17 protein-coding genes are annotated in these 21,293 nt (G+C 66.0%); 11 read left to right on the forward strand and 6 right to left on the reverse strand.

Features of this window, described 5'->3' with window-relative positions; translation table 11 throughout:
• The first annotated feature begins 30 nt into the window (after window positions 1–30).
• The 4 genes from IPM49_08955 to IPM49_08970 all read left to right on the forward strand — a co-directional run bounded on the left by IPM49_08955 (window position 31) and on the right by IPM49_08970 (window position 4,041).
• Window positions 31–663 carry a T9SS type A sorting domain-containing protein gene (locus IPM49_08955; protein ID MBK9274653.1) on the forward strand — a complete coding sequence of 211 codons (633 nt, stop codon included), beginning with the start codon at window positions 31–33 and terminating at the stop codon, window positions 661–663.
• A 287-nt stretch (window positions 664–950) separates the two neighbouring features.
• Window positions 951–2,135, forward strand: coding sequence for a T9SS type A sorting domain-containing protein (locus IPM49_08960; protein MBK9274654.1), 1,185 nt, complete (start codon window positions 951–953; stop codon window positions 2,133–2,135).
• The gene (locus IPM49_08965) at window positions 2,123–2,569 is read left to right on the forward strand and encodes a T9SS type A sorting domain-containing protein (GenBank protein MBK9274655.1); all 447 of its coding nucleotides are present in this window, start codon (window positions 2,123–2,125) and stop codon (window positions 2,567–2,569) included. The genes IPM49_08960 and IPM49_08965 overlap by 13 nt, the downstream gene beginning before the upstream one ends.
• Window positions 2,566–4,041, forward strand: coding sequence for a T9SS type A sorting domain-containing protein (locus IPM49_08970; GenBank protein ID MBK9274656.1), 1,476 nt, complete (start codon window positions 2,566–2,568; stop codon window positions 4,039–4,041). The genes IPM49_08965 and IPM49_08970 overlap by 4 nt, the downstream gene beginning before the upstream one ends.
• Before the next feature lie 34 nt (window positions 4,042–4,075).
• Here IPM49_08970 and IPM49_08975 read toward each other — a convergent pair whose 3' ends face one another.
• The 3 genes from IPM49_08975 to trmB are packed head-to-tail and all read right to left on the reverse strand — an operon-like array spanning window position 4,076 to window position 6,467.
• Entirely contained in the window at window positions 4,076–4,324 is a 249-nt protein-coding gene (locus IPM49_08975; protein MBK9274657.1) for an MGMT family protein, read from the reverse strand.
• 13 nt (window positions 4,325–4,337) lie between these two features.
• Window positions 4,338–5,750 (reverse strand): hypothetical protein, encoded by a 1,413-nt coding sequence (locus IPM49_08980; protein MBK9274658.1) that lies wholly within the window; start codon window positions 5,748–5,750, stop codon window positions 4,338–4,340.
• 36 nt (window positions 5,751–5,786) lie between these two features.
• Window positions 5,787–6,467: a tRNA (guanosine(46)-N7)-methyltransferase TrmB gene (trmB, locus tag IPM49_08985; GenBank protein MBK9274659.1), complete on the reverse strand. Its 681-nt coding sequence runs from the start codon at window positions 6,465–6,467 to the stop codon at window positions 5,787–5,789.
• 84 nt (window positions 6,468–6,551) lie between these two features.
• Between trmB and IPM49_08990 the strand changes: the two genes are divergently transcribed.
• The 4 genes from IPM49_08990 to IPM49_09005 all read left to right on the forward strand — a co-directional run bounded on the left by IPM49_08990 (window position 6,552) and on the right by IPM49_09005 (window position 15,766).
• A complete protein-coding gene (locus IPM49_08990; GenBank protein ID MBK9274660.1) occupies window positions 6,552–7,622 on the forward strand; it encodes a glycosyltransferase in 1,071 nt (356 codons plus the stop codon).
• A 25-nt stretch (window positions 7,623–7,647) separates the two neighbouring features.
• Complete coding sequence (locus IPM49_08995) at window positions 7,648–8,886, forward strand: DNA/RNA non-specific endonuclease (protein ID MBK9274661.1); 1,239 nt, start codon at window positions 7,648–7,650, stop codon at window positions 8,884–8,886.
• Window positions 8,887–9,025: 139 nt separating this feature from the next.
• On the forward strand, window positions 9,026–12,376 hold the full coding sequence (locus tag IPM49_09000; GenBank protein MBK9274662.1) for a VCBS repeat-containing protein: 3,351 nt from the start codon (window positions 9,026–9,028) through the stop codon (window positions 12,374–12,376).
• A 39-nt stretch (window positions 12,377–12,415) separates the two neighbouring features.
• The gene (locus tag IPM49_09005; GenBank protein ID MBK9274663.1) at window positions 12,416–15,766 is read left to right on the forward strand and encodes a CRTAC1 family protein; all 3,351 of its coding nucleotides are present in this window, start codon (window positions 12,416–12,418) and stop codon (window positions 15,764–15,766) included.
• On the opposite strand, the gene IPM49_09010 is transcribed toward IPM49_09005, so the two are convergent.
• Entirely contained in the window at window positions 15,744–16,781 is a 1,038-nt protein-coding gene (locus IPM49_09010; GenBank protein MBK9274664.1) for a sensor histidine kinase, read from the reverse strand. The genes IPM49_09005 and IPM49_09010 overlap by 23 nt on opposite strands.
• Before the next feature lie 137 nt (window positions 16,782–16,918).
• Here IPM49_09010 and IPM49_09015 point away from each other — a divergent pair, with 137 nt between their 5' ends.
• Window positions 16,919–18,604, forward strand: coding sequence for a Na/Pi cotransporter family protein (locus IPM49_09015; GenBank protein MBK9274665.1), 1,686 nt, complete (start codon window positions 16,919–16,921; stop codon window positions 18,602–18,604).
• Between the two features lie 8 nt (window positions 18,605–18,612).
• On the opposite strand, the gene IPM49_09020 is transcribed toward IPM49_09015, so the two are convergent.
• Window positions 18,613–19,092, reverse strand: coding sequence for a hypothetical protein (locus IPM49_09020; GenBank protein ID MBK9274666.1), 480 nt, complete (start codon window positions 19,090–19,092; stop codon window positions 18,613–18,615).
• Window positions 19,093–19,144: 52 nt separating this feature from the next.
• Between IPM49_09020 and IPM49_09025 the strand changes: the two genes are divergently transcribed.
• A complete protein-coding gene (locus IPM49_09025) occupies window positions 19,145–20,146 on the forward strand; it encodes an acyl transferase (protein MBK9274667.1) in 1,002 nt (333 codons plus the stop codon).
• Between the two features lie 3 nt (window positions 20,147–20,149).
• Here the strand turns inward: IPM49_09025 and IPM49_09030 are convergent, their stop codons facing one another.
• Entirely contained in the window at window positions 20,150–20,764 is a 615-nt protein-coding gene (locus IPM49_09030) for a NifU family protein (GenBank protein ID MBK9274668.1), read from the reverse strand.
• A gap of 100 nt (window positions 20,765–20,864) precedes the next feature.
• On the opposite strand from IPM49_09030, the gene IPM49_09035 reads away from it, so the two are divergent.
• Window positions 20,865–21,263, forward strand: coding sequence for a hypothetical protein (locus tag IPM49_09035; GenBank protein MBK9274669.1), 399 nt, complete (start codon window positions 20,865–20,867; stop codon window positions 21,261–21,263).
• Window positions 21,264–21,293 lie beyond the last annotated feature (30 nt).

The raw sequence follows: 21,293 nt of genomic DNA on the forward strand, positions 1-21,293 counted from the left end.
GTGATGATAAGAGCCAGCCACCTTGTCGCCGTGCGGGCCGTGGCAGCGCGCTATGCCGAGGCCTTGACCTTCATCCAAGAGGGGAACACCAACGCCGCCCAGGCTGCGGTAGCCGAATTGACCGATGGGCACATGCTGCACGAGGCGGCCCTGGCGGAGCGCCAGCGCATGCTGGACCTCATCAGCTTCTGCGCCGGGGTCTTCGGTGATGACCGCAGCATGGCCCAGCTGACCACCACCGAACAGGACCAGCTGGAGGCCCTCATCGACGGGGCGTATGACCGCCCGGCCACCTGGGCGCAGAACCTCTTGTGCTTCGCCTACGACCGATGCCGCACGCCATTGACAGGTGGGGACAGTGACCGGAGGCCGAGCATCCCGTACCAAGCGGCGCAGACTGAAGGTGCCTACCCGGTGCTGACCGTGATGCCCAACCCCGCGACCACCTGGTTGACGATGAACATCCGGCTGACAAGCGACCCGGACCAAACATTTGTGGCGATCCGTGATGTGATGGGTCGGGTAGTGTGGCAGGCCGCACTAGGCACCCAGGAGCAACAAGTGGTATGGGATTGCCGCGGAGTTGAGCCGGGCCCCTACTCCGTGGAGGTGATCAGCGGCGGTGCCTCTGTGGCCGCTGCCAAACTCATCGTACAGCGATGAAAGGCTGTTCAGCGATGTGGGCCGCGCTCTGCGCAGCCCACATCTGCGGTGCGCAGGCGCCGTTCGACCTGGATGTTGGATTTGAAGCTTCCATCGTGAAGAAGAATGTCAACTCGGTACTCCCCCTCCCGAACGGCGATGTAATCCTGTCAGGGCGTATCTTCTTCCCTGGTGATCAACCTTGGGATGAAAAAGCCGGAGTGAGGTTGAAGCATGATGGCACCCGGGATCTCACGTTCACACCCTACCCCCTGATGGGCGGGAAGATCGTACCATGGACCGATAGGATGTACGTTATGAATGGCAACGGTCTACGGCGGCTCTTCTTGGACGGCAGCCTCGACACTTCGTTCAACATCTTGGATGACTACCCGCTTTTCAGCACGGGGCAGGGCGGAGACTACCACGTCTACCCCGACGGCCGCGCCCTATTCACGGGATCCCACTCCGTACAGGACACCGTTCACGGGCTAATTGGTACTGACTTCGGCCTGGTGTGGTTCACCAACACGGGAGATCTGGACACCACCCAGCACCACCGAAAAAGCAACAACGCCATTTACACCCTGGCCGTGGAGCCCGACGGCCAGTTGCTCGTGAGCGGCATCTACAGCACGTACGAGGACCAACCTGCGCCCTGCATCCTGCGCCTGCATCCCGATGGCGAGCGCGATACCACGTTCAATGTGCCTATCGTATGGGGCATGGCCACAGCGATCACTCCGCTAGCCGGGGGACGTGTGCTGGCCTCGGGATATTTCCTTCCGAATGTGGGTGACGACACCTTGCAGATCGTCAGGCTTCTACCGGATGGTTCACTCGACTCGACCTTCAACAATGTCCTCAATGCACCAAGGGATCTCTTTGGTGCGTACGGCGGTCTTTGGCACACAGTGTTGCCCGATGACCGTCTGGTTCTGCACGGGAATTTCTCGTCTGTGGACTGGGAGCCGCGAAGTGGGATTGCTCTGCTCGATAGCAATGGATACCTGTCCAACGACGCCTTCACCGGAGATGGCTGCGGGATCTACAATGACGGTTTCTATCCTCTCCACGCCACCAATGGTATGGTCCCCGATCAGGCCGGCAACTGGTACATCCACGGCAGCTACATCGGCTACGACGACGGCACCACCAACGATCCCCAACAGCGCTTCGTGAGCCGGTTGTACGGGTTGAACGTGGGGGTGCGGGAGGTGGAGGAACCGGTGCAGCTGGAGGTGTACCCCAACCCGGCCCACACGAGCACCACGGTGCGGTGGGCGACGCCGGGAAACTACCAGCTGCGCCTGCTCGATGTCACCGGCCGCGAGGTCCACCGCTCCGCCCACCAAGGCACCGAGGCCGTCCTGGACCTCGGCGGCCTGCCCGCCGGGCCCTATGTGATCCAGATCACCGACCAAACCCACCGCCAATGGAGCCGAACGCTGATCGTGGAGCCCGAAGTGAGCTCCGCACCATGGCCCAGCTGACCACCGCTGAACAGGACCAGCTGGAGGCCCTCATCGATGGGGCGCATGACCGCCCGGCCACCTGGGCGCAGAACCTGCTCTGCTTCGGCTACGGGCTGTGCCGTGCGCCGCTCACCGGTGGAGATCCCAACCGGGCGCCCATGATCCAGCACCTACATCCGCCAGCGCCGAACGAGCGCAGCGCTTGGTTGAAGATCCAGCCGAACCCGGCGAGCACATGGGTTGTCGTGAACTATGGTGCGGAGCCGCAACCTGCGAACGCGTCCATCTCGATCCGTGATCTGATGGGCCGGGAAGTGCATCGAGCCGCGATCAGCGCAGCGACCGGCCAACTGCTTTGGGACACCCGACAGGTCCCGGCCGGTAGCTACGCCGTGGTGCTGCTGGGCGCAGCCAGCGGACCTGTAACCCAACAGCTCATTGTGCAGCCATGAAGTACAGCCGCATTTTGCGGCTGTACTTCATGCTGATGGCCACTTCGGCCATCCTTGGAGCACAGGCGCAACAACCTTTTGATCTGGATACGAACTTCCGATCGGCCATCACTGAACGCAATGTGAACTCCTTGTTGCTAGAACCGGACGGAAAGTTGGTCATCTCCGGTCGTATGCGTTTCCCAGAGTTTCCGCTCAGCGACAGACTACTGGCACGTCTGGATGTGAACGGAGCTTTGGATCTATCGTTCAATACGAGTAACCTGGGAGGAGGTAAGCTAACTCCATGGAATGGCGCCTTCTACGTAGGTACAGCACAAACCGTGAGGCGAATCCTTCCAGGCGGAACGCAGGATCCCACCTTCATCGAGATGAATCTGGGGCCCTATTTCTCATCGGGCCAAGGCGGCGACTACCACGTGTACCCCGACGGCCGGGTGCTGATGACCGGGGTGCATGTGCTCAGCGACAGCATCCGCGGCTTCGAGGGCTTCCACAGCCTGGTGTGGTTCTCCAACACCGGATACCTGGACACCACGGCCACGCACCGCAAGTGCGATGGCAGCATCGACTTCATCCATCCCCTGCCCGATGGCAAGTTCCTGCTCAGCGGCATCTTCACAACTTACGAAGGCCAGCCTGCCGGTCGCATTTTTCGCGTCCATCCCGATGGCGGCTTGGACACAAGTTTCAGTACCACCATTTTTTGGGGTCAAGCGTATGGATGTCACCATCTGGATGATGGCCGGATCTTGGCTGCAGGTCGTTTTCAGATCAACGGAGATCCCGATACGCTCCATTTGATCCGGTTGATGCCCAACGGCACCCTCGATCCCACCTTCAACAATCACCTCTCCTTCGAGATCGACACCCTCGACGGAGTGAGCGCCACGGTAACGGCGGTGCACCCCTTGGGCGATGGGCGAATAGCGCTGCTCGGCGGTTTCGATCGCGTGGGTGGCTTGGTCCGGCGGGGCTTGGTGCTCACCGATACTGCGGGTCAGCTCCTTCCTACAGCGCTCGGCGGCATCGGTAGTGGCACCTACACATACATGAACTTCACCTACGGGAGCATTCGTGACATGGTGCCTGCACCGGATGGGGGCTACTACATCCACGGCTCGTTCGTAGGCTACGACGACGGCACGGTCAACGACAGCACGCAGCGCTTCGTGAGCCGGTTGTACGGGTTGGACGTGGGGGTGCGGGAGGTGGAGAAACCGCTGGCGGTGCAGGTGGTGCCCAACCCCAGCACCGGTCCGGTGCGGGTGGAGCTGCCGGAGGCGATCGGTCCGGCCATGTTGCAGGTGGTGGATGCGCAGGGCCGGGTGGTGCGGGTGCAGCGGGTTGCCAGTCGCCCCGCCGTGCTGGACCTCACCGGCCAGGCCCCCGGGGTCTATGCCGTGCGGGTGCGCACCGAGGCCGGCCGCAGCGGGCATGCGCGGATCGTGCTGCAACCAGGGGGTCGATGAGAAACACGAACCAGGATCATGGCCGCTGCCAAACTCATCGTACAGCGATGAACAGGACTGCCCTCATCGGGGCTGCGCTCTGCGCAGCTCCGAGGTACCGGGCGATGGCGCCATAGCTCGTCACGCGTCCCCGGGGGATCTGGCGCACCACATCCATCACGTCGGCAAAAAAGTCGCGCTTGTCCGCCGGAGTGTCGCGCAGGGGGACGCGCTTGAGCCGCACGAAGGCGGGCTCTTGCACGGCGCCATCACGCACCTGTTTTCCGGAAGGTCCCTTCCCCATGGTTCCGAGGCGATCAGTGCAGCATCACGCGGAAGGTGCTGCGGCCGTGTGCGGCGATGAGCTCCACGACGTAGGATCCCGGCGCGAGCCGGGTCAGGTCGATCCGCGCGAGCGGACCCCCCACCCGCCCCTGCCACCGCTCCCGACCGAGATGGTCGCGGACCACCACCTGCGCCGGGCCGTCCACCGGGATGTTCAGCGGACCCTGGGTCGGGTTGGGCCAGACATGAGGCGGTCGTACTCGGCTTGGGTCATTGGTGCCCGTGCTCCGGTCCACGGTCCAGGTGAACAGCTGCACGCCGCCGTCATTCGCATAGTAGGGCTGCGGCGGGAAGAGCACCAGTGAATTATCGATGTAGCTCAGCACCACCAGGCTGTCGTGCACATCCACGCCCCAGACCACCGCGCTGTCGTTCGGGTGGATGAAGCCACCCACAAGCCGCGGGGTGACCGGCTCGGTGATGTCATAGACCAGCACCTCGCTATCGCCGCCACTGAGGAAGAGCAGGCTGTCCCCGGCGGCGGCGATCAGTTCGTTGGCGTGGCCTTCGCTCCCGAACCAGGATGCGCCGTAGCAGTTCCACGGGTTCACCCACGCCTGCTGGTCCATGTGCGCAACGTCCGCGATGTCCACCACTTCGAACCCGCAGAAATCGGTGGCCACGAAGCACAGGTCGCCGACGACCCGCACGTTGTTGTAGGCGTTCGCCGTGTTGGCCGGATGGAGGGGATTGAAATAGCGGCCGACCTCCATGGGCTGGGTGGGATCGCTGATGTCGATCGCGCGCAGGGCGCCGGCATCGTAACCGAGCAACAGGGTGTCGCCCTTGAAGTCGATGCCCCTGGCGTTGGGCGGATAGTTCACCACGCCCGGCCATGCGGGATCGGGCACAAGGGAGGACACGAACGCGATCTGCGCCGGATCACCGACGTCCAGCACCACGAGCCCGTGGTCCATGGCGCCGAGGTAGGCGAAGCCGTCGCGCACCCGCACGATCGAACTTCCCGAGGTGAACGCCACACTGTCCCATTGGTCCAGCAGCACGGCGTTCATCGGGTCGGTGATGTCCAGCACGGCGAGCCCTGCGGACTGCGTCACCCCTTGGAAGCCGCCCAGGCTCACGTAAAGCAGGGCGCCGTCCTGGTGCAGGTTCGTGGGTTTCAGCCCGCCGAGGTCCGGCGGCGACCACACCTCGATCTCCACCGGGGTGGCGGGATCGCTGATGTCGTAGGTGCGGAGCCCGTGCTCCACGCCGGCGGTGTACAGATAGGGCCGGTCCATCCGATCGATGAGCGCCGAGAAGGTGGAGTACACGAAGGGATGGTGCACGAAAGCCTGCTCGCTGAGCAGGACCGTATCGATCACCTGGGCGCCGACCGGTGGGGCGCAGGCCAGGGCGACGACGACGAGGGCCACCGGGCGCATGCCCACGAAGCTAGCTCGATCGGGCGGGTGCCGGGATCACCCGATGGCGAACCGCACGTAGTGGATCTTCCGTCCCTCGGTGAGCCACATCGACTCATAGAAGGTGCGGATGTTGAGCACGGCCTGTTCCTCGGGCGGGACACGGCCGACGAGGTCGGCGTACACATCGGCGCTGTGCTCCAGCAGGGGCAGCTTGTGCGCGTCGATCTGCTCCAGGGTGTATTCGTACAGCAGCGGGCTATCCGTCTTGAGATGCACCAGCCCGCCCGGTTTCAGCACCTGGCGGTAGCGCTCCAGGAAGATGGGGCTGGTGAGGCGCTTGCGCGGCTTGCCCACCTGCGGATCGCTGAAGGTGAGCCAGATGGCGTCCACCTCCCCGGGGCCGAAGCAATGCAGCAGATGATCCACATGCGTGCGCAGGAAGCCCACATGGGCGATGCCCTGTTCCCGTGCGGTGCGCGCACCGCGCCAGATGCGCGCGCCCTTGATGTCCACGCCGAGGTGGTTGTGCTGCGGATGCAGGGCCGCCAGGCCGGTGGTGTACTCGCCCTTGCCACAACCCAGCTCCAGGACAAGGGGCGCTTCGCGCTGGAAGAAGTCGGTGTTCCATCGCCCCTTCAGCGGGAACCGGCCCTGCATCAGGTCGTCGAAGGTGGGCTGGACCACATGCGCGAACGTGGCGTTCTCCGCGAAGCGGAACTGCTTGTTCTTGCCCATGGCCGCGCGAAAGTAGGTCGCGCGGTCGGTGGCGATCCCCCGGGGTAACACAGGCTTCACGATCGGGTGCGCACCTTCGCCCCCATGGGCGGGTTCAAGGGTGCGCGGGTCCTGGTGGCCCCGCTGGACTGGGGGCTGGGGCATGCGGCGCGCTGCGTGCCCGTGGTGCGGGCGCTGCGTGAGCGGGGAGCGGTCCCCGTGCTGGCGGCCGATGCAGGCCCCCTGGCCCTGCTGCGCGCCGAACTCCCCGACCTGGAGCATGTGCGGCTGCCGGGCATCACCGTGCGGTATGCGGCCGGGCGGAGCCAGCTCTGGAGCATGGCCCGCCAGTTCCCGGCGATGGTGCGCAGCGTGGCGGCGGAGCGCGCGGCCTTCGAGCGGATCGCCCCCGGCCTTCGGCTCGATGCGGTGATCAGCGACCAGCGGTTCGGGGTGCGGAGTGCGCAGCTGCCCTCGGTGCTCATCACCCACCAGCTCTTTCCCTTCACGCCCTTTGCGCAACAGGCGCTCCGCCGGCTGAACCTCCAGCACGTGGCGCGCTTCGACCGCTGCTGGGTGATGGACGAACCGGAAGCTCCCGGCCTTGCGGGGGAGCTCTCCCACGGCCCGCGCCTGCCGGCCAAGGTGCGGTACATCGGTCCGGTGAGCCGCATGGCGGAGCGTGACACCGGGGATCATCCCGCGCATCGCGTGGTGGCGGTCATCAGCGGGCCCGAACCGCAGCGGACCCTGCTGGAGGGGATCCTGCTGGAACAGCTGGTGGCGCTTCCAGGAGATCATCTGCTCGTGCAAGGGCTTCCGCAACGACCGGGCACCCGGCGGGTGGGCCGTGTGGAGGTGGTGGCCCACCTCACCGGCGGGACGCTGCGGGAGGCCCTGCTGGGCGCGCAGCTCATCGTGTCCCGCAGCGGCTACACCACCTTGATGGACCTGGCGGCGCTCGGCCGCAGCGCCCTGATCATTCCCACGCCCGGACAGCGCGAACAGGAATACCTCGGCGAACTGCATGCCCGCACGGGCCGCTTTCTGGTGCAGGACCAGCACGCGGTGGACCTGGCGGCCGCCCTCGCTTCGCCGCCCGCTTCGACCGGCGCCCCGACCGGGCACAAGCTGCTGGGCGCAGCCCTCGACGAGCTGGAGGGCATGCTGCATTGAGGCCCATCCTTCTACATTCGTGGGGATGAACACGCGCGTCCCCCTGGTGACCTTGCTCGCGTTCGCGGCGGCATCGCTCACCGCACAATCCGGGCTTGAGGACCGGCTTCGCGCGCTGCAGGCACGCGACCACGAGCTTCAGCTGGCTCGGGCGTCCCTGGCGGCCCCCATCGACTCCATCAAGCTGGCCATCATCCGGCGGGACCTGCGATCCCAGGCCCTGCCCGCGCTGGCGGCAGGCGACGAAGTGATCGAGCATCCGGGGCACCTGCTGGTATACAGCGAGGCCCATGAGCAGCCCAAGTGGACCGCCCACATCGCCACGCCGGACGTGATCACGGGCAACCTGGCCCGCATCGACACCTTCCTGATGGACACCAAGGTGCGCACGGGCACCAGCACGGTGGAGGACTACTGGTTCAGCGGCTTCGATCGCGGGCATCTGGTGCCCAGCGCGGACATGCGCTGGAACCGGGAGGCGCTGGCGGCCACCTACCTCTACAGCAACATCAGCCCGCAGCGGCCCGAGTTCAACCGCGACAGCTGGAGCGACCTGGAGGACTGGGTGCGGCGTACCGTGCGCTACGGTGGCGAGCGCGTCTTCGTGATCACCGGTCCGGTGCTGCGCGACGGCCTCCCCGCGATGGACAATCCCGGGCACAAGAACGAGGTGAGCATCCCGGAGCTCTTCTTCAAGGTGCTGGCCGACCTGGACGGGCCGGAGCGGAAGATGATCGGCTTCGTGATGCGCAACGGGGTGAACGAATACCCGACCATCAGCTATGCCGTGCCCGTGGACAGTGTGGAGCGCCTCACCGGCCTGGACCTCTTCCCCGCGTTGGACGACACGCTCGAGGCCCGGTTGGAGGCACAGCGCGACCCGCAGGCCTGGTACCACCCCGGCGATCCCTTCCTGGGCGAGGTGGAGCCCCTGCCGGCGCCCCTGCCCAAAGGCATGTTCAACACGGTGCAGGCACGCCACCAGATCGGTCGCGTGGCCACCGTCTGCGGCACCGTGGTCAGCACCCGTCGCACCCAGAAGGCCAACGCGGTGTACCTCAACTTCGACCGGTTGCATCCCGCGCAGGACTTCTACTGCACCATCTGGGACAGCAACGGCCCCAACTTCCACTACGATCCCGAAGAGGCGTTGCTGCGGAAACGCGTCTGTGTCACCGGCAAGGTGACCCTATACGACGACATCCCGCGGATCAGCGTGAACAACGAGAACGAGATCCTGCTCTGGGAGGAGGCGGTGCGATGATCGTGGTCCGGAGGGATCTTCTACATTGGTCATGCGCACGATGTTCCCGGTCGACCGACCGGAGGCCCGGTGAGGGTGAGCGCGCTGTGCAGATGAACAGGTTTCCGGACGGTGCCCGGCCGCGGCGCCCGCACCGGACATGCTTCACCTCAGGAAGACCCTAAGGACGCTGCCGATCGCACTGGCGGTGGGCTGTGGTGACAGCCCCGCGCCGGAACCGGCCGCCGCACCTGTGGAACAGGTCCCGGCACCCCTGTTCGTCGCCCTTCCGCCGGAGCAGAGCGGTGTCCTGTTCGCCAACCGCGTGGAGGAGAATGACGCCCGCAACTACTTCATGTACGAGTACATGTACAATGGGGGCGGCGTGGCGATCGGGGATGTCAATGGCGATGGGCTGCCGGATATCTACTTCACGGGCAACCTGGTGGCGGACCGGCTGTACCTGAACCGCGGGGGGCTCCGGTTCGAGGACGTCACCGGGTCGGCCCTGCCCAAGGAGACCGACCATGGGTGGCATACCGGTGTGGCCATGACCGACGTGAACGGGGACGGTCACCTCGACATCCATGTGTGCCGGGCGGGATGGTTCTCCGATCCACAGGCACGCACCAACCTGCTCTACGTGAACGACGGCACAGGCCGGTTCAAGGAGGTGGGCAGGGAATGGGGCATCGCGGACACCACCCGATCCACCCAAGGGCTCTTCTTCGATCACGACCGCGACGGCGACCTGGACCTGTTCGTGATCAACACACCCATGCAAGGTGCGTCGAAGCTCAACAGCGCTGCGGTGCAGCATGCGGTGGACTCGCGGCGGTCGCCCAGCAGTCGTCTCTACCGGAACGACGGAGGCCGGTTCACGGACATCACCGAAGCGGCCGGCCTGTGGAACATGGCCTACAGCCTGGGGGTGGCCTGCAGCGACATCGACCAGGATGGTGTGCAGGACCTCTACGTGTCCAACGACTACGTGGCCCCGGACTTTCTGTACATGGGGCGGGCGAACGGCACCTACGTCAACGAGGTCCTGGAGCGCACACGGCACATCAGCAACTTCGGCATGGGCTGCGACATCGCCGACTACGACAACGATGGCCTGTCCGACATCGTGGTGCTGGACATGGTGAGCGAGGAGCACGCCCGGAGCAAGCGCAACATGGGCGCCATGTCCCCCACCCAGTTCTGGGGCCTGGTGGCAGCCGGCTACCATCACCAGTACATGTTCAACACGCTGCAGCGCAACAATGGCAACGGCACCTTCAGTGAGGTGGGTCAACTGGCGGGCGTCAGCAAGACCGACTGGAGCTGGGCTCCCCTGTTGGCCGACCTGGACAACGACGGCTGGAAGGACCTCCTGGTGACCAATGGGTACAAGCGCGACATGCGCGACAACGATTACAACGCCAAGGCCAAGGCGATCAGGACCTCCGGCCAGGCCATGCGTCCCATGGACGTGCTGGCGCTCGTGCCCAGCACGCGGGTCCGCAACTATCTCTTCCGCAACAGCGGCGATCTGACCTTCCGGAACGTGTCGGCGGAATGGGGTTTCGCCGACGCCGAGAACTCCAACGGGGCGGCCACCGGCGATCTGGACAACGACGGCGACCTCGACCTGGTGATCAACAACATGGATGCGCCGGCCACGATCCACGTCAACCAGGCCGTTGAACAGGGACGCGGCCACCACCTGCGTCTGCGGTTGGTGGGCGCGCTTGGCAGGACCGTTCTGGGTGCGCGTGCCGTGGTGGAGGCGAACGGGATGAGGCAGATGGCGGAACTGGCCCCCGTACGCGGCTTTCAAAGCTGCGTGGAACCCATCCTCCACTTCGGCCTAGGCGGGGCCTCGAAAGCGGAGCTCGTGGAGGTGTTCTGGCCCGATGGCCGGTACACCCGCCAAGCCGATGTCCCTGCCGATCAGGTCCTGACCATCCGGTATGTGGACGCATCCACCCGCGCACCGGAACGACCCGCCCCCCCGGCCCTCCTCCAGGCGGCCCGGCCCGATGGCGGGCTGCGCTTCATCCATCGTGAGAATCCGTATGACGACTTCGCCGTTCAGGTCCTGCTGCCCCACAAGCGTTCCGAGGACGGCCCCCTGATGGCCACGGCGGACCTCAATGGCGACGGCCGCGACGACCTGTACATCGGCGGCGCGCGCGATCAGGCCGGCGCCCTGTTCCTCTCCGATGGCACCGACCGCTACCGGCAGGTCGAAGGCCCGTGGACCGATCACCAGGACCGGGAGGACCAGGGCGCGTTGTTCCTGGACGCCGACCAGGATGGCGACCAGGACCTGCTCGTGCTCAGTGGGGGCTACGAATCCGATCGCTTCGAGGTCCACTTCCAACCGCGGTTGTACACGAACCGGGGCATGGGGCGGTTCGATCATGCACCCGATGCGCTGCCGGTGGTGATGACCAGCGCGCAGCGGGCCGCCGCCGGCGATGTGGACGATGACGGCGACCTCGACCTGTTCATCGGCGGGCGCGTGATCCCCGGCGCATATCCGCGGAACCCGAGAAGCTATCTGTTGGTCAACGATGGCTCCGGCCGCTTCAGTGATGCCACGGCCGAACGTGCGCCGCATCTGGCCGAAGCCGGCATGTTCACCGATGCCCTTTGGGCCGACATCGACGGGGACGGGGACGCGGACCTGATCACCGCAGGCGAATGGCAGCCCATCGCGATGCACAGGAACGATGGCGGGCGGCTCCTCGCCCACGCGGCGGAGGGCCTGCAGCACAGCGCGGGCTGGTGGAACCGGATCGTGGCGGCCGACCTCGACAAGGACGGCGACCAGGACCTGGTGTGCGGCAACATCGGCTGGAACACCAAGTTCCACGCTACGACCGCACATCCGCTGCACCTGTACGCCAATGACATGGACGACAACGGCAGCCTGGACATCGTGCTCGCCAAGGAGGGTGCCGGCGGCAAGGTGCCGGTCCGCGGACGGGAATGCAGCAGTCAGCAGTGCCGCATGATCATCGATCGCTTCCCGACCTTCAAGGACTTCGCCAATGCCGACCTGGAGCGCATCTACACCCCGGAGAAGATCGGTTCGGCGCAACACCTCATCGCCGAGCAGATGCGTTCGTGCGTGCTGTGGAACGAGGGCGGTGGCCGGTTCCGAGCGGAGCCGCTTCCGATGCACGCACAGACCGCACCGCTCAACGGCATCGCGGTGCGCGACCTGAACGGGGATGGACATGCGGACATCATCGCCGCCGGCAACCACTGGGGCGCCGAGGTGGAGACCATCAGATATGATGCGGGTACCGGCATTGTGCTGCTCGGTGACGGCAAGGGTGGCTTCCACCCGCTGTCGGTGACGGAAAGCGGCCTGTTCGCCTGGCGGAACGCCAAGGACCTTGTGCTGCTGGAGCAAGGTGCGGGGCGTGCACCCTGGGTGGTGGTGTCCAACAACAATGATGTATTGGAGGTCTTCACACCAGGGCCCGCCCGATCGGCATTGGCCACGCGCAGGTGACCTCCCGATGGGGCTACCTTCGCACAGCCTCCATCGCCCATGTCCTTGCGAACCGTCCTCCTGTCGCTGATCGCGCTCCTCATCGGCTGCGGGCCCGTGGATGAGGGGACCGGAATGGCGACCCCATCCGCCCAGGGCCCTCTGTTCGAGGCCCTTCCGACGGACAGCACCGGCATCACGTTCACGAACCGCCTCGAGGAATCGCCCTCGATGAACTACTTCACCTACATCTACGCCTACAATGGAGGCGGTGTGGGTGCGGGCGACATCAATGGCGACGGGCTCACGGACCTCTACTTCACCGGCAACCAGCAGCGCGACCGGCTCTACCTCAACAAGGGCGGCATGCGCTTCGAGGACATCACCGGGACCGCGCTCGGGGCCGACCCGGGAGGCTGGCGCACCGGGGTGGCGATGGCCGACGTGAACGGCGATGGCCACCTGGACATCTACGTGTGCCGCAGCGGGCCGACCACCGACACCGCCCTCACCCGCAACCTTCTCTACCTGAACAACGGCGACCTCACCTTCACCGAAGCCGCCCATGCCCTCGGGGTGGCGGACACCAGCCACAGCACGCAGGCGGCCTTCCTGGACGTGGAGGGTGACGGCGACCTCGACCTCTTTGTGATCAACCACCCCAGGGACCGGCTCACGCGGGTCAGCGTGTCGCAGGTGAAGGCGGGGATCGCCGCTGGCACGGCGCCGAGCAACCGGTTGTTCGTGCAGGAGGACGGGCGCTTCCGCGAGGCCACGCGGGTGCATGGGCTCATGGACTTCAGCTTCAGCCTCGGGGTCTCCGTGGCGCACCTGGACGATGACGACCGGCCCGACCTGTACGTGGCGAACGATTTCGATGTGGCGGACGCGCTGTACACCAACGAAGGCGGCACCTTCCGCGATGTGGTGAAGGAGCGGACGCGCCACGTCAGCAACTTCGGCATGGGCTGCGACGTGGCCGACATCAACAACGACGGCCTTGCCGACATCGTGGTGCTGGACATGATGGCCGACGACCACGTGCGCAACAAGACGAACATGGGCAGCATGTCGCCGCAGGCCTTCTGGTCGATCGTGGCCGCAGGGCAGCAGTTCCAGTACATGGTGAACACGCTGCAGCTGAACAACGGCAACGGCACCTTCAGCGAGATCGCGCAGCTGGCCGGCATCGCCCGCACCGACTGGAGCTGGGCGCCGCTGCTCGCCGACCTGGACAACGACGGCTGGAAGGACCTGATGGTGACCAACGGGTTCAAGCACGACATCCGCAACAACGACTACCAGCAGCAGGTGTACCGGGGCCTGAAGAGCGGCGAGGACTTCTACCGCTCGCTGGACCTGGTGCCCAGCACGCGCATCCGGAACTACCTGTTCAGGAACGAGGGGGCGGACAGCACCGGCCGGGCACGGCTCACCTTCGCCGACAGCTCTCAGGCCTGGGGCTTCACCGAACCCCTCAACAGCAACGGCGCGGCCTACGCCGACCTCGACAACGACGGCGACCTCGACCTGGTGATCAACAACATCGACGCGCCCGCCTCGGTGTACGCGAACCGGGCCCGGGAACGGCATCCCGACCGGCACTACCTGCGCGTCGCGCTCAAGCAGCGCGGGCGCGATGCGCTCGGTGCGCGCGTCATCCTCCGTCACCGGGGCTCCGTGCAGGTCCAGGAGCTCAGTCCCGTGCGTGGTTACCAGAGCGCGGTGGAGCCCGTGCTTCACTTCGGGCTCGGGCCGATCCCCGTCGTCGACAGCATGGAGGTGCGCTGGCCGGATGGCCGCTACACGCTGGTGCGCCATGTGCAGGCCGACCGGCTGATGATGCTGGACGATCGTGATGCGGGACCGCCACCGGCAAGGGGTCCCGAACGGGCCCCGCTCCTCGCTGCGGACCCGGCCCTGATCCCGGACGGCGTGGTGCACCGCGATCCCACCTACGACGACTTCGGCCTGGAGGTGCTGCTGCCGCACAAGATGAGCGAGCTCGGCCCCATGCTCGCGGTCGCCGATGTGAACGGCGACGGCCTCGATGACCTATGGATGGGCGGCGGCCGGGGTCAGGCCCCGGTGCTGATGCTGCAGACCGCCTCAGGCACATTGCAGGTGGCACGCAACGCCCATCCGCTGACGGGTGAAGGCCAGGAGCTGCTGGGGGCGCGCTTCATCGACGGCGATGGGGACGGTGATCAGGACCTGTTGGTGATCGCGGGCTCGAACGAGGACGATCTGCGCAGCGCGGCGTTCCGCCACCACTACCTGCGCAACGACGGCACCGGCCGGTTCACGCGTGTGGAGGATGCCCTGCCCCCGATGATGACCAGCGGCCAGCGTGCCGATGCGGCCGATATCGATGGGGATGGCGACCTGGACCTCTTCCTCGGTGGGCGGCAGACACCGGCCCATTACCCCTTCGCCCCCCGCTCCTACCTGCTGCTGAACGATGGCACCGGACGGTTCACCGATGCCACGGAGCAACTCGCCAGGGACCTCATGGGCCCCGGCATGGTGAGCGATGCGCGCTTCGCCGACCTGGACGGCGACCACGACCCCGACCTCATCCTGGTCGGCGAATGGATGCCGGTGATGGTGATGATGAACGCGGGCGGGCGCTTCACGAACGCCACCGCGGCCGCCGGGCTCGAAGGCACCACCGGCTGGTGGAACAGCCTGTGCGCCACCGACCTCGATGGTGACGGGGATGTGGACCTCGCCGCCGGCAACCTGGGATGGAACAGCAAGTTCAAGGCGGACGCGACGCACCCCGTGCATGTGTACTGGGCCGACATGGACGGCAACGGCCGCTCGGACATCGTGCTCGCCAAGGAGAAGGCCGGGCATCAGATCCCGGTGCGCGGACGCGAATGCAGCAGCCAGCAGTGCCCGGTGATCATGCAGCGCTTCCCCACCTACGAGGCCTTCGCCAATGCCGACCTGCAGGCCATCTACACGCCGGAAAAACTGAGCGGCGCCCTGCACCGCACGGCCACCTGGATGCGGTCCAGCGTGCTGATGAACGATGGCACCGGTCGGTTCAGCATCCGGGCCTTGCCGGTGGAGGCGCAGTTCGCTCCGGTGAACGGCCTGGTGGCGCTCGACGTGAACGCCGATGGCCGGATGGACCTCGTGACCGCTGGCAACCACTGGGGCGCCGAGGTGGAGACCGTGCGCTACGATGCAGGGCGCGGGTGCGTGCTGCTCGGCGACGGCAAAGGGGGGTTCACCCCGCTCACGCCCAAGGCCTCGGGCTTCTTCGCCGGCGGCAATGCGAGGGACCTTGCGGTGCTGCGCATGGGCCCGGACCGCACCCCGGTGGTGATCGTGGCCGACCATGGCGGTCCACCCGCCGCCTTCACCGTGGGCCGCCCGGTCAGCGCGCTTTCCGCAAGGTGAACGCGAAGGTGCTGCCCCGCCCTTCCTCGCTCTTCACGGTGATGGCCTGCCCGTGCGCGTCCACGATGTGCTTTACGATCGCAAGGCCCAGGCCGCTGCCGCCCTCATTGCGCGAACGGCTTTTCCCCACCCGGTAGAACCGCTCGAACAGGCGGGGCAGGTGCTCTTCGCTGATGCCGATGCCGTTGTCGCTCACCTCCACCAGCACGCGCTCATCCAGATCGTCCACGCTCACCACGCAGTGGCCGCCCGGGCGACCGTAGTTCACCCCGTTCACGAAGAGGTTCACGAACACCTGGATCAGCCGGTCCTTGTCGCCGAGGACCATGAGCTCGTCAGGCACCTTGTCCACCAGGGTGATGCCTTTCTCCCGGGCCTGCAGCTCAACGTCCTCCAGGGCCTCTTCCACCACCTCACGAAGGGGGATGCGATGCAGGCGCAGGTCCATCACCCCGCTCTCGAGCTTGGTGATCAGGTCGAGGTCCTCCACGATCTTGATCAGCCGGTCCACCCCGTGACTTGCGCGGGTCAGGAAATCACGATTGACCTTTTCATCCTCCAGCCCCCCCTCCAGCAGGGTCAGGATGTAGCCCTGGATGTTGAAGATCGGGGTCTTGAGCTCATGGGCCAGATTGCCGATGAACTCCCTGCGGAACTTCTCACGCTCCTTGAGCTCGGTGATCTCACTTCGCCGGGCGCTGGCCCATTCCGCCACCTCACCTTCCACCCGGCCGAGCACATCCTCGCCCGGGCCCACACTGACCGGTGCTTCGGACGGGCCGCGGAGCCCCTGAACGGTCTTATAGATGCCCCGGATCCTGCCCTGGATGAAGCGATCGAGCCCGTAGTTCAGCAGCGGATAGGACGCCAGCATGGCCGCACCGCCCATGGCCAGGACCTGTGCCGTGCGCGGCAGGTCGTCCGGACCCGTCACCAGGAACGCGCACACCGCCACCACCGCACCGATCACCAGGGTGAGGAGGACGGTGAGCTGGCGGGCCGTGAACGCGCGCATGGAGGCCGCCAAAGATACCCGGCCAGTGGCGCGGAGCATCGAAAAGCCGCGCCGGACGTGGGATTTAATGCTCCGTTAACATGCCCCCGGACGACCCCGGTACCTTTGGGCACCGCTGACCCGAAGGTGGTCGCCCCATGCCGTTCGGTATTCTCGCATTTCTGAAGCTCGCAGGCTCCCTCGGGCTTTTCATCTATGGCATGAAGGTGATGAGCGAGGGCCTTCAGAAGATGGCCGGCACCGGCATGCGCGCGGCGCTGAACGCCATGACCAGGGCCCGCTGGAAGGGTGTGCTCACCGGAATGGGCATCACCGCCGTGCTGCAGTACTCCAGCGCCACCACGGTGATGGTGGTGAGCTTTGTGAACGCCGGGCTGATGAACTTGCGCCAGGCCATTCCGGTGATCATGGGGGCCAACATCGGCACCACGCTGAAGGCCCTGCTGATCAGCGTGCTGGGCTTCGCCTCGCTGCCCCTCGCCGAGCTGTGCATCCCGATCATCGGCGTGGCCTTCCCCTTGATGTTCCTGCGCAACGACCGCTGGAAGCGTGTGGCGCAGTTCCTGATCGGCTTCGCGCTGCTGTTCCTGGGCCTTGATTTCCTGCGAACCAACGTGCCCGTGCTGAGCCCTGAGGCGCTCTATTTCCTGCGCGACCTGGGGGACAACGGCGTGTTCAGCATCCTCCTCTTCGTGTTCTTCGGTCTCTTCCTCGCGGTGGTCATCCAGAGCTCGAGCGCCGCGCTCGCCCTGACCATGGTGCTTTGTGAGAACGGCACCATCGGCTACCCCATGGCGGCGGCCATCGTGCTCGGCGAGAACATCGGGACCACCATCACCGCCAACGTGGCCGCGTTGGTGGGCAATGTGTATGCGAAACGCGCCGCGCGCGCGCACCTCATGTTCAATGTCGTCGGTGTGCTTTGGGCCCTGCTGCTCTTCAGCCCGATCCTCCGCGGCATCGCATGGGTCGTACAGGAAGGCACCGGCGGCTCACCGTTCACCGATGTGCATGCGGTGAAGTATGGCCTGGCCTGGTTCCATGTGCTGTTCAACACCGTGAACACCCTGCTCCTGATCAGCCTGGTGCCCTTCCTAGAACTGCTCGTGACGCGCATGGTGCCGAGCCGGGGCGAGGCCGACGAGGAGCACCGGTTGGAGTACATCGATACCGACGTACCCCTGCCGGCCGAGCTCACCGAACTGGAGGCACGACGGGAGATCGTGAAGCTCGGGCGCCTGTGCGGCCGCATGCTTGACATGACCCGCGACCTGCTCACCGTCACCGCTGCCGGCGAACGCGAACGACTGCTGCGCCGCATCGCCCGCTACGAGGAGATCACCGACCGGATGGAACTGGAGGTGGGCCGCTACCTGACCAAGACCGGTGCCGAGGTGCGGGACGAAGCCTACAGTTCGCGCATCAGGGCCCTGCTGGCCATCGCCGGTGACCTGGAACGTGTGGGCGACATCTTCTTCCAGATGAGCAAGGCCCTGGAGCGCCGCTCGGACGACCGCCTCTGGTTCACGCCCGAACAGCGCAACAACCTGCTGGAGATCATGGCCTTGCTGGAGAAGGCCTTCGCGGTGATGCACCGCAACCTGGTGGGTGATGGAACGAACGTGGCCCTGGACCAGGCCGTGATGGTGGAGGAGCAGATCAACCAGATGCGCGACCAGCTGCGCAAAGCCCACCTGCGCAGCATCGAGAGCGGCGACTACAACGTGCGCAGCGGTCTGGTGTACACCGATCTGTTCAACAGCTGCGAGAAGGTGGGCGACCACCTCATCAACGTTTCGGAGGCCTTGAGCGGCGAGTTCTGAGGACCCGATCAGGGCAGCACCACCGGGCCGGTGCTGATCGTGTTGCTCTCATGCAGCGCACGGTCCACCAGCTTCACCACGTACCGCACCGTATCGAACGGCGTGTTGGGAATGGTGGGCCAGGGCGTCAGGGCCACGGCCATCTCCCCTTCCAGCGTCTTGTCCTGCCCTGACGGGGTGATCACCGGCACCCGGTAGTAGAGGGGCAGCAGCAGGGCCGGCCGCACCCACACCCCGTTCTGCAGCTCTTCGTAATCGAGGAACAGGTTGTAGAACCACGGCGCCACATCATACGGTGGCAGAGTGTCGCGCTGGCCCAGGCCGATGTCGCCATCCCCGTCGGTGAAGGTGATCACCAACGAGGCGGAATCCCCGTACGTGGTGAACGACTTGAGCTCGATCCGGGGCTCCACGGGGAACTCCTCGGTGCGCTGGCAGCCCGCCGCAAGCAGAAGCAGCGCCAGCGCTCCAGCTACCTTTGAGGACATCGTTCCGAACCCGTGCATCACTCCAAAAGTACGGCACTGAGCGCCGTTGGCCATGACCGCTGACGCGTGGTCGTCCTGGATGGAACGGCCCTTCGCGGTCGACGGTCCCGGAACGTTCAACGCGCTGGCGCTCGATCTATTTCGACTTCACGCCACGCAGAACCCGGTCTATCGGACGTTTCTGAAGGGCCTGCGCATCGGTCCGGACCAGGTGCGCACGGTGGAGGCCATCCCGTTCCTGCCGATCCAGGCGTTCCGCGATCATCGGGTGCTGCTGGAGGGGTTGGCGCCGGTCCTCACCTTCACCAGCAGCGGCACCACCGAGGCCATCACCGCACGGCATCACCTGCCATGGCCGTCGCTCTACGAACGATCGTTCATGACCAGCTTCCTGAACGCCTTGGGAGACCCGCGTTCCTGGCGGATCATCGCGCTGCTGCCAGCCTACCTGGAGCGGCCGGACAGCTCGCTCGTGCACATGGCCCAACGGCTGGTGGAGGCCAGTGGCGACCCCCTCGGCGGCCTGTACCTGAACCAATACGCACAGGTGGCGGACCTGCTCCGTCGGTCGGAGGAGGAAGGGCGCAGCACGCTTCTGCTCGGTGTGCCCTTCGCCCTGCTGGACCTGGCCGAGCGCCATCCCATGCCCTTGCGCAACGTGCACATCGTGGAGACCGGAGGCATGAAAGGACGCCGACCGGAGCTGGTGCGCGAGGACCTGCACCACCGGCTGCGTGAGGCCTTCGGGGTGGATCGTGTGGGCGGCGAGTACGGCATGACCGAGCTGCTGAGCCAGGCGTGGAGCGCGGGCGAAGGCCATTACCGCTGTCCCCCCTGGATGGCCGTGCGCATCCGCGAGGTCAACGACCCGTTCTCACCGCAGCAGGTGGGACGCACCGGTGGCATCGACATCATCGACCTGTGCAACATCGCCAGCTGTCCCTTCATCAGCACCCAGGACCTGGGCCGCATGCACGAGGACGGCAGCTTCGAGGTCCTGGGGCGGTTCGACCACAGCGATGTCCGGGGATGCAACCTGCTGGCGGAGGCCTGAGGCTCACAGTTCCTCGGCCACGACCTCGCGCACACCGGGCACCATCTGCTTGAGCAGGTTCTCCACCCCGCCCTTCAGCGTCACCATGCTGCTCGGGCATCCGCTGCACGAGCCGCGCAGGGTCACCGTCACCACCCCGTCGCGGAACGAACGGAAGGCGATGTGACCGCCATCGCCCTCCACGGCAGGCCTTACATACTCCTCCAGGACGGCGATGATGCGCGCGTCCGTTTCGCCGGCAGGCTCCACATGGTCCATGGCCCTGTCGTTGGCCTCGGCGAGCGCACGAGCGGGCACATCCTCGTACAGCACACGGCCGTCGGTGCGCAGATGTTCCTGGATGAACTCGCGCAGTTCCAGGTGCACCATGTCCCAGCTCACGATGTCGTTCTTGGTCACCGTGATGAAGTTGCCCCCGATGAGCACGGCCGTGGTCATGGGCAGGTTGAACACCTTCTCGGCCAGCGGGGACACTCCCTGGGCCTGCTCGGGGGAGAGGAACTCCAGCACGCGGCCCTCGGGCAGCAGGGGCAGGCTGCTCACGAAACGCATGGTGGCCGGATTCGGCGTCATCTCGGCGTACACCGAGACGGGGGGGCGGGGCGTGGGTTCGGACATAGCAGAGCAAAGCTAGGACGCCAGGAAGCGGTGTTGGGTTCACAAGAAGCTCGCTTGAGAAGATGGACTTGCGGCTGGGACGCGCCTATTTTTGCTGCCGATGAAAGCGCTCCGTCGCAACCGCTGGATGCACGCCGCCCTGGCGGTCCTGCTCATCCTGGCCGCGGCGGCACCCGCCCTGTCGCGCATGACCTGCCTGGAGGCCGGTCACAGCCAGCTCGTCCTGGGTGATCTGCGCGATTGCTGCCCCGAACCCGAGGCCGCGTCCGGCGCCACGGTGAAGGCCCAGTGCTGCATAGCGACCACGGCCCATGCACGGCAGGACGCGTTCGTGCCCGCCCATCCGGTCGTCGCCGTGGCGCTCGATGGCTGGTCCCTGCCGGAGCCCTTGCTGGTCATGGCCGCGCTCTACCGGTCCCCTGAGGTGGCGGGGGGCAGCGGTCCGCCACCACTGGCCGCCCCCCGGCGGCTCGCACGGCTGCAAGTGCTGCGCATCTGATCATCGGACACCCTGTGGTTCCGGCCTTCA

It is taken from the genome of Flavobacteriales bacterium (assembly GCA_016715895.1).
Taxonomy (GTDB): domain Bacteria; phylum Bacteroidota; class Bacteroidia; order Flavobacteriales_F; family PHOS-HE28; genus PHOS-HE28.